General features: G+C 70.0%; 7 protein-coding genes. 6 read left to right on the top strand and 1 reads right to left on the bottom strand.

Annotated features, from left to right (window positions below; translation table 11 throughout):
- The first annotated feature begins 51 nt into the window (after positions 1-51).
- Genes ACFO8M_RS04590 through ACFO8M_RS04605 form a run of 4 tightly spaced genes read left to right on the top strand, consistent with a single transcriptional unit; the run spans position 52 to position 5,505 of the window.
- Positions 52-1,215, top strand: coding sequence for a response regulator (locus tag ACFO8M_RS04590; RefSeq protein WP_387971113.1), 1,164 nt, complete (start codon positions 52-54; stop codon positions 1,213-1,215).
- A 56-nt stretch (positions 1,216-1,271) separates the two neighbouring features.
- A complete protein-coding gene (locus ACFO8M_RS04595; RefSeq protein ID WP_387971116.1) occupies positions 1,272-2,963 on the top strand; it encodes an ABC transporter transmembrane domain-containing protein in 1,692 nt (563 codons plus the stop codon).
- Positions 2,960-4,705, top strand: coding sequence for an ABC transporter ATP-binding protein (locus ACFO8M_RS04600; protein WP_387971119.1), 1,746 nt, complete (start codon positions 2,960-2,962; stop codon positions 4,703-4,705). The genes ACFO8M_RS04595 and ACFO8M_RS04600 overlap by 4 nt, the downstream gene beginning before the upstream one ends.
- Before the next feature lie 14 nt (positions 4,706-4,719).
- Entirely contained in the window at positions 4,720-5,505 is a 786-nt protein-coding gene (locus ACFO8M_RS04605) for a protein phosphatase 2C domain-containing protein (protein WP_387971122.1), read from the top strand.
- A gap of 45 nt (positions 5,506-5,550) precedes the next feature.
- Here ACFO8M_RS04605 and ACFO8M_RS04610 read toward each other — a convergent pair whose 3' ends face one another.
- Positions 5,551-5,916, bottom strand: a complete 366-nt coding sequence (locus ACFO8M_RS04610) for a nuclear transport factor 2 family protein (protein ID WP_387971124.1) — start codon at positions 5,914-5,916, stop codon at positions 5,551-5,553.
- A gap of 127 nt (positions 5,917-6,043) precedes the next feature.
- Between ACFO8M_RS04610 and ACFO8M_RS04615 the strand changes: the two genes are divergently transcribed.
- Together ACFO8M_RS04615 and ACFO8M_RS04620 are read left to right on the top strand one after the other, a co-directional pair.
- Complete coding sequence (locus tag ACFO8M_RS04615; protein ID WP_387971127.1) at positions 6,044-6,835, top strand: helix-turn-helix domain-containing protein; 792 nt, start codon at positions 6,044-6,046, stop codon at positions 6,833-6,835.
- Positions 6,836-7,149: 314 nt separating this feature from the next.
- On the top strand, positions 7,150-7,465 hold a 316-nt coding region (locus tag ACFO8M_RS04620; RefSeq protein ID WP_387971130.1), incomplete at its 3' end, for a hypothetical protein.

Here is a 7,465-nt window from a genome sequence, read left to right on the forward strand (position 1 = left end):
GGCTATTAAGGTGAAGACGCCCGGCCCGGTACCCCCTCTTTGGAGCCCTTGATGAGCGAAGCCATCTGGATCGAGCTGATCAAGATCATCCCCACCTTCGTGTGGCTCGGCCTCGGCGTCGCCGCCCTCATCACCGCCAAACGGCTGCTCGCCCAGCAGGCGCACCGGATGACGCGGGTCGAGTCGCCGTTCGTGTCGGTCGATTTCGCGCAGGACGCCATCGCGCAGGCGTTCAACCGGGGCCCCGAGGCGCCCGCCTCGGCGCTCGACGACGCGCCCGCCGAAGGCCCCTTGCAACCCCACGAAGTGCGCTGGCGCCAGGAGGTCACGGCCGGAACCGCCGCCGGCGGCTGGGGCACGCCGCAGCCCGGCGGCCCCGCCGGCCTGGGAACCTGGACCGCGCCGCTCTCCACGCCTGAGGACACCGACAAGACGCATGTGCTGCGGCCCAGCCGGAAGCCCGACCAGGATTCCTCCGATGAGGACGATCTGGACCTCTCCTCCCTGCTGGACGGCGACGTCGAAGACGAGGATGACGGCGTCCAGACCGCCCCCGCCGACCGCGAACCGGTCTCGGCCGAGACCCCGCCGAGCGGCGTCCCCGTGTATCCGCAGGGCGCCGGTCCGGTGTACGCACCGATCCCCGCGCAGCAGAGCTTCCAGGCGATGTACCCGCCCCAGGCCGCCGCGCCGGCCGGGACCACCGCGTTCCGGCCGCCGTCCTACTACGCCGTCACCGCCGACCCGCAGCGCGGCCTGCGCGCCGCCACCCGCCTCGCGGGCGCCGCGGACCTCCTTCAGGGCGGCGCGATCCTCTGGGTCGACGACCACCCTCAATGGAACGAGCCGCTCATCCGCCTGTTCCGCACGGCCGGAATGCGAGTGGACCCCGTCGGCACGACCGACGAGGCCCTCCGCTTCCTCGACCGGGGCACGTACGACCTGGTCATCACCGACCTGCGCCGCGAACGCGACCCCGGCGACGGGGTCGCGGGGATGGCCCTCCTCGACCGCATGGTGGCCCGCGGCATACCCACTCCCGCGGTGGTCTTCTCGGACAACCCGCAGGTGCGCACCATGTCCCACCCGCGCGCCGCCGCGACCACCAACAATCCGGAGGAACTGGTCGACCGCGTCGTGGACCTGGTCGGCCACCGCCGCAACGCGATCGGCCAATCCCAGAACCGCGGCGGCCTGTTCTTCGGGAACGGCTGACCCATACCGCTGTTAAACGTTTGCCGCCGGTGCGCGCCGCTGGCTACGGTGTCCCCGTGTCACTCCTCCGCGCACCCGAACTCCCCGTAGCCGATCCCGGAGCACCGCCGACCACCTCTTGGGGCCTCTTCACCTGGCTCGCCACGCGGCGCAAGGCCCTCGCCGCCGCCGTCCTCGTCTCCGCCGTGTTCTCCCTCGGCCTCGTCCCCGTCATGCCGATCTTCCTCACCGGTGCCGTGGACGACGGGATCCGTGGCCGCGACTGGGGCGCGCTCGCCGCCTGGTCCGGTGCCCTCACGCTCGCCGGATCCGTCGCGGCCGTGAGCATCGTGCTCCACCATCGCCTCACCGTCTGGTGGCGCCACGACGCCCAGTACCGCGTCCTCCAGCTCGCCACCCGCAAGACCGCGCGGCTCGGCTCGCGTTTCCGCCGCCAGACGACCACCGGCGCGGTGGTCAGCGTCGGCGTCACCGACGTCGTCTCGATCGGCCGCGCCATCGAGTCGCTCGCCCCCACGGTCGGCTGCGTCACCGGGATCGTCGCGGTCGCGGTGCTGCTGTTCGACATGTCCGCGGTCCTCGGCCTCACCGTCTTCATCGGCGTCATCGCGGTCGCCGCCGTCACCGGCCCGATGCTCCGCCGCCTCCAGGCCCGCTACGGGTCCTACCGGCGCGACATCGGGGTGGCCACCGAACGCGCCGCCGACATCGTGGCCGGACTCCGCGTCCTGCGCGGCGTCGGCGGCGAAGACCGCTTCAACGCCGCCTACCGCCGTGATTCCCAGCGACTCAAGCGATCCGGCTTCGGCCTCGCCGCTCCCGGCGCCTGGATCGACGCCGTCTCCGAAGGCGCCCCGGCGATCCTGCTCGGCGCGGTCGTCTGGATGTCGGCCCGCCTCGTGGCCACCGACGACATCACGGTGGGCCAGATGGTCGCCGCCTTCGGCTACACGGCCGCGCTCCTCATGCCGGTGCGCTGGCTCATGGGCACGGCCATGACGATCATCCAGGGCCAGGTGGCCTGCGGCAAGGTCTGCGAACTCCTCGCCCTCCCCGAACGCGAATCTCCACGAGACCCGTTGCGGGGACCCGAAATCGGAGCCGACCTCTACGACCCCGAATCCGGCCTGACTCTCAGCCCGGGACTGACCGCCGTGGCCACCGCCGACACGGAAGCGGCCGCCGGCGTCTTCGACCGCCTCGCGGGCCTTGAACTCTCGGAGGCCGTCTTCGGCGGCGTCCCGATCGCACGGATGTCGTCGGACGAACTGCGCCGCAGAATCCTTCCGGGCGACCACGACGCGTACCTCTTCGCGGGCACCCTCAACGCCGTCATCGGCGGCACCGACGCCCGGGCGGCGATCACCGCGGCCGCAGCCGCCGACGTCGTGGACGCCCTCCCCGAGGGCCTCGCCACCGAAATGGACAATCAGGCCCGCACGCTCTCCGGCGGTCAGCGCCAACGGCTTCGCCTCGCTCGCGCCCTTGCGGCCGACGTCGAAGTCCTGCTCCTATGCGAGCCGACGTCGGCGGTGGACTCCCACACCGAAGCCCGCATCACCGAACGCCTCGCCGCCTTCAGGGAAGACCGGACCACCGCGATCGTCAGCGCCTCTCCACTGTGGCTCGGCCGGGCCGACCGGGTCGCGTTCGTCCAGGAGGGCAAGGTCATCGCCACCGGCACCCACACCGAACTCACCGCATCGCGGCCCGACTACCGGGCACTGGTCAACCGGGAGCTCTCATGACCACCGAACTCCACACTGAACTGCCGGTCGCCGAACCCGACCGCGTCCGGCGCGCCTTCGTCGCGCTCCTGCTCTCCGAACGCACCCGCGTCGGCATCGCCGTCGCGCTGCGCGTGGCCGCTGCGGGCGCTTCGACCGCCGCGCCACTGCTCATGGGCCGCATGATCGACACCCTCGTCGCAGGCGAAGGCGTCGGCGACATCGACGCGCTCGCCACGGGCATGGCCGCCGCCATCGCCGCCGCCGTCGCGCTCACCTGGCTGGCGAGCTTCACCGCGAACCGCGTCGGCGAGCACCTCTCGGCCCGCCTGCGCGAACGCTTCGTCGAGCAGTGCCTGCGCCTGCCCCTCCACACCGCCGAGCAGGCCGGCGCGGGCGACCTCATGACCCGCGCCTCGGTCGACGTCCCGCAATCGGGCAACCTCATCCGCGATGCGCTCCCCAAAGCGGCCGTGGCGATCCTGACCGCACTGGTCTATATCGGAGCGATGGTCTGGGTCAACGCGGTGCTCGCGATCTGCATGCTGCTCGCCGTCCCGCTCATCGCCATCGGCGCCCGCTGGTACCTGAACCGGGCCCGCGCCGGCTACCTGACCCAGGCCCGAGCGGAATCCCGATCCGGCGAAGCGCTCACCGCGACGGCCGAAGGCGCGCGAACCGCCGAGCTCTACCGTCTCGAACAGGACCGCATCGCCCACGGCGACACCACGATCGCCGTCCACTGGGCCGCGAACAGGTACACGCTCTACCTGCGCAGCATCTACTTCCTGACCCTCGAAAGCTCCTATGTGCTCCCCGCGTCGGCGGTGCTGGTCCTCGGCGGCGCGATGTACTTCAACGGCATGGTGAGCCTCGGCGAGGTCGCCACGTGCGCCGTGCTCTCCCGCCAAGTCATGACCCCGCTGAACTTCCTGCTCATGATGGTCGAATGGCTCCAGCGCGGCTTCGCCTCCTTCGCGCGCGTCGAAGGCGTGGCCGCGATCGACACCGAGGACGAGGCCACCGCCGAGGCGACTCCCATCGACGGGACCGTCGAACTCCGCTCCGTCCACTTCGCCTACCCCACCGGCCCCGAAGTCCTCCACGGCGTCGACCTGAAGATCCCCGCCGGCGAACGCCTCGCGGTCGTAGGCCCCAGCGGCGCAGGCAAATCCACCATCGCCCGCCTCGTCTCCGGCATCGACGCCCCGCAACAGGGCCGAATGACCATCGGGGGAGTGGACGTCGCGTCCCTCCCGCTCGGCGACCGCCGCGGCCACGTCACCCTCGTTACCCAGGAACACCACGTCTTCACCGCGGCGCTTCGCGACAACCTCACCCTCGCCAAACCCGACGCCACCGACACCGAACTCGCGGCCGCCCTGGCCACGGTCGGCGCGACCTGGGCCGACGACCTCGACGCCGAACTCGGCGGCACCGCACAGGAACTCGATCCCGCAGCGGCACAGCAGATCGCCCTCGCCCGCATCGTCCTGGCCGACCCGGACGTCGTGATCCTCGACGAGGCCACCGCCATGCTCGACCCCCGAGCCGCCCGCGACACCGAACGCGCGCTCGCCGCCGTCCTCAAGGGCCGCACCGTCATCGGCATCGCCCACCGCCTCCACACCGCCCACGACGCCGACCGCATCGCCGTCATCGAGGACGGCGGCCTCGCCGAACTCGGCAGCCACGACGACCTCCTGCGGGCCAACGGTCCCTATGCTCGGCTCTGGAACACCTGGCACGGCACCAGCGTCTGACGAGCGGAGCCCGCATGACCTTCGAAGCGCAGAGCCACACGGCGATCGGATCCGGCAAGGAGAACCAGGACCTGGCCCTGACCGGCGCGGACTGGGCACTGGTCCTCGACGGCGCGAATCCGCCTGCGGGTGTCGACGTCGGATGCGAGCACGGCGTCGCCTGGATCGTCGACCGCCTCGGCGCCCACCTGCAAGACGGTCTCGACAACCACGAGGGCGCGCTGGCGGACCACCTCCGGGAGGCCATCCGCGCCACCGTCGCCGACCACGGCCCCCGGTGCGACATGACGCACCCGCGTTCGCCTGGCGCGACGGTCGCATTGGCGCGCATCAAGGATGACCGACTGGAATGGCTGGTGGTGGGCGACGCCGCGGTGCTCCTCGAAGACGCGACCGGGCAGGTCGCCATGGAGACCGACAATCGCGTCTACGAGCTCCCCGAGCCGCCCGACACCGATGAAGGGATCCAGGCGTTCATCCTCCAGTACCGCAACAAGCCCGGCGGCGCATGGTTCGCAGGTGCCGTGCCCGAAGCGGCCGACCACGCCTTCACCGGACACCGCCCAGTAGCCCAGGTACGTCGAATCCTCCTGTGCACCAACGGCATCACCCGCCTGGTCGACCGATACGGCTACGGCCTCGCCGACCTGCCGGCGCTCGCGACCGCCAACCGCGGTCCCCAAACGCTCATCGACGCCGTTCGCGGAGCCGAACTCACCGACCCCGACCCCGAACGGTGGAGTGGCAAGCGACATGACGACGCCACCGCCGTCCTCGTCGACTTCGAGGTCGAGCGCTGAGCGCTCGCGGCGGTGGCATCACGTCGGTGAGGGCTGGGCACGCCGTCAGGCGGTCGGCACCTTGTCGAGGAAGCCGAGAACCTGGACGATCCGGCCGTCCTCATCGACGACGATCACGTCGAACCCGATGACCGGCGGCTCCGCACCCGCGGGCCCGAGACCCCAGGTGAACCGTGCCTGCGTGCCGTGGCCGTCGACCGGTCCGACGAGGGTGAAGACCCAGCCGGGGAACTGCTGGTGCGCGGCGGCGATGAAGGCGTCAACGCCGTCATGTCCCGAGACGGCCGCCATGGGGTCGACGTAGTAGACGTCAGCGGTGAACAACTCGGCCACAAGGCGCTTGCGCTCGGCTGCATCGGTTTCGTTGAAGGCGTTGATGTAATCCGCGGCGATGGCGTTGAAGTCGGTCATGTCATTTCCCTGTCTCTCGCTGCCCCGGCGATTCCCGGGAACGACACCAGCTTCGCCCCGATCGCGGCCTCCGTCGATTACCTCGGAGGTAATGGGCTGCGCTACCTGTGGGTTTAGGCTGGGCCCCATGGCAGCACAGCTCACCGCGACCGCGGCCCGGCAGACCCCGGGCGATCTGATCCGGCATTGGCGCAGGCAACGGCACCTCACGCAGCAGGAGCTCGCGATCCAGTGCCGCATCTCCTCCCGCCACCTCAGCTTCATCGAAACCGGGCGGTCGAATCCGACCGCCGCGATGATCATCAAGGTCTGCGAGGAACTGGACGTCCCGCTGCGCCACCGCAACGACATCCTCATGGCCGCGGGCCACGCCCCCGCCTACAGCGAGTCCTCACTGGACCAACCTTCGATGAGCAGCATCAGCCAGGCGCTCATTCAGATCCTCGACGGCCACATGCCGTATCCGGCCGTCGTCGTCGATCGACAATGGAACATGGTCGACGCGAACCCCGCCCTCGACCAACTGATCGCCGGCTGCGCGCCGGAACTCCTCGAACCCCCGGTCAACGTCCTGCGACTCAGCCTGCACCCCAAGGGCGTCGCGCCCCGCATCCGCAACCTCCCGCAATGGCGAGGCCACATCCTCTCCCGCCTCGACCACCAGATCCGAGCCACCGGCGACCCCGAACTGGAGCAGCTGCGCGAGGAACTGCGCCAGTACCCCGGCGGCATCGACACCGCACCGCCGCACAGCCTCGTCGTGCCCCTCCGGATCGACACCGGCAGCGGCATCCTCTCCTTCTTCAGCACCACAACGGTCTTCGGCACACCGATGGACGTCACGGTCGCCGAACTCGCCATCGAGTCGTTCTTTCCGGCCGACGCGGAAACTGCCGCATTTCTGAGAGAGTCCATCTAACCGCGTTGCGCGTTTGCCATGTGCGCCGTGGAGATTGGACTTAAAGCGGGCGGCGACAAAGGGGTCTGAGGTGTCCCGGTCGCAGTGCGGCCGCCGGGTCCGATCCGCCCGAGGGCCGAGGTGCCGACAGGTCGGTTTGACCCCGCCCGCGACACACCCGACCGCGGGGGGCGATACCGCTGACCTGCAGAAACATCGATGATTCACCCGATTGAGTGATGACACCTAGCCCTGCCCGATCTATGCTTGATACAGCACGAACAAGCGAAAACAACCAGATCATTCGAGAACAGCGGAAGGGAGGCGAGACCCCGATGAGCCACTGCACCACCACCCCGATCACAGCCCCAGTCACCGCCCCGGTCGCATCGGACCGCCACTCCCAGGCCCAAGCCATCCGCTCCACCCTCGACCAAGCCGCCTCTCTCATCAACACCCAGCACGCGGCAGTCCTGGCAGCGGTGATCGAGATGAAGACCTCTGGGCTGCATCGTTCCGAGTTCGGGTTCTCCGCCCTCCGGGACTTGTTGTTGTCGCAGTTCGACTTCACGTTCAACACGGCAGGATCCATCGCCGCCATCGCCAGGCTTGCAGGGAAGTTCCGTCTCCTCGCGGAAGCGGCGACGACAG

This window comes from Glycomyces rhizosphaerae, assembly GCF_042647865.1.
Classification (GTDB): Bacteria; Actinomycetota; Actinomycetes; order Mycobacteriales; family Micromonosporaceae; genus Glycomyces; species Glycomyces rhizosphaerae.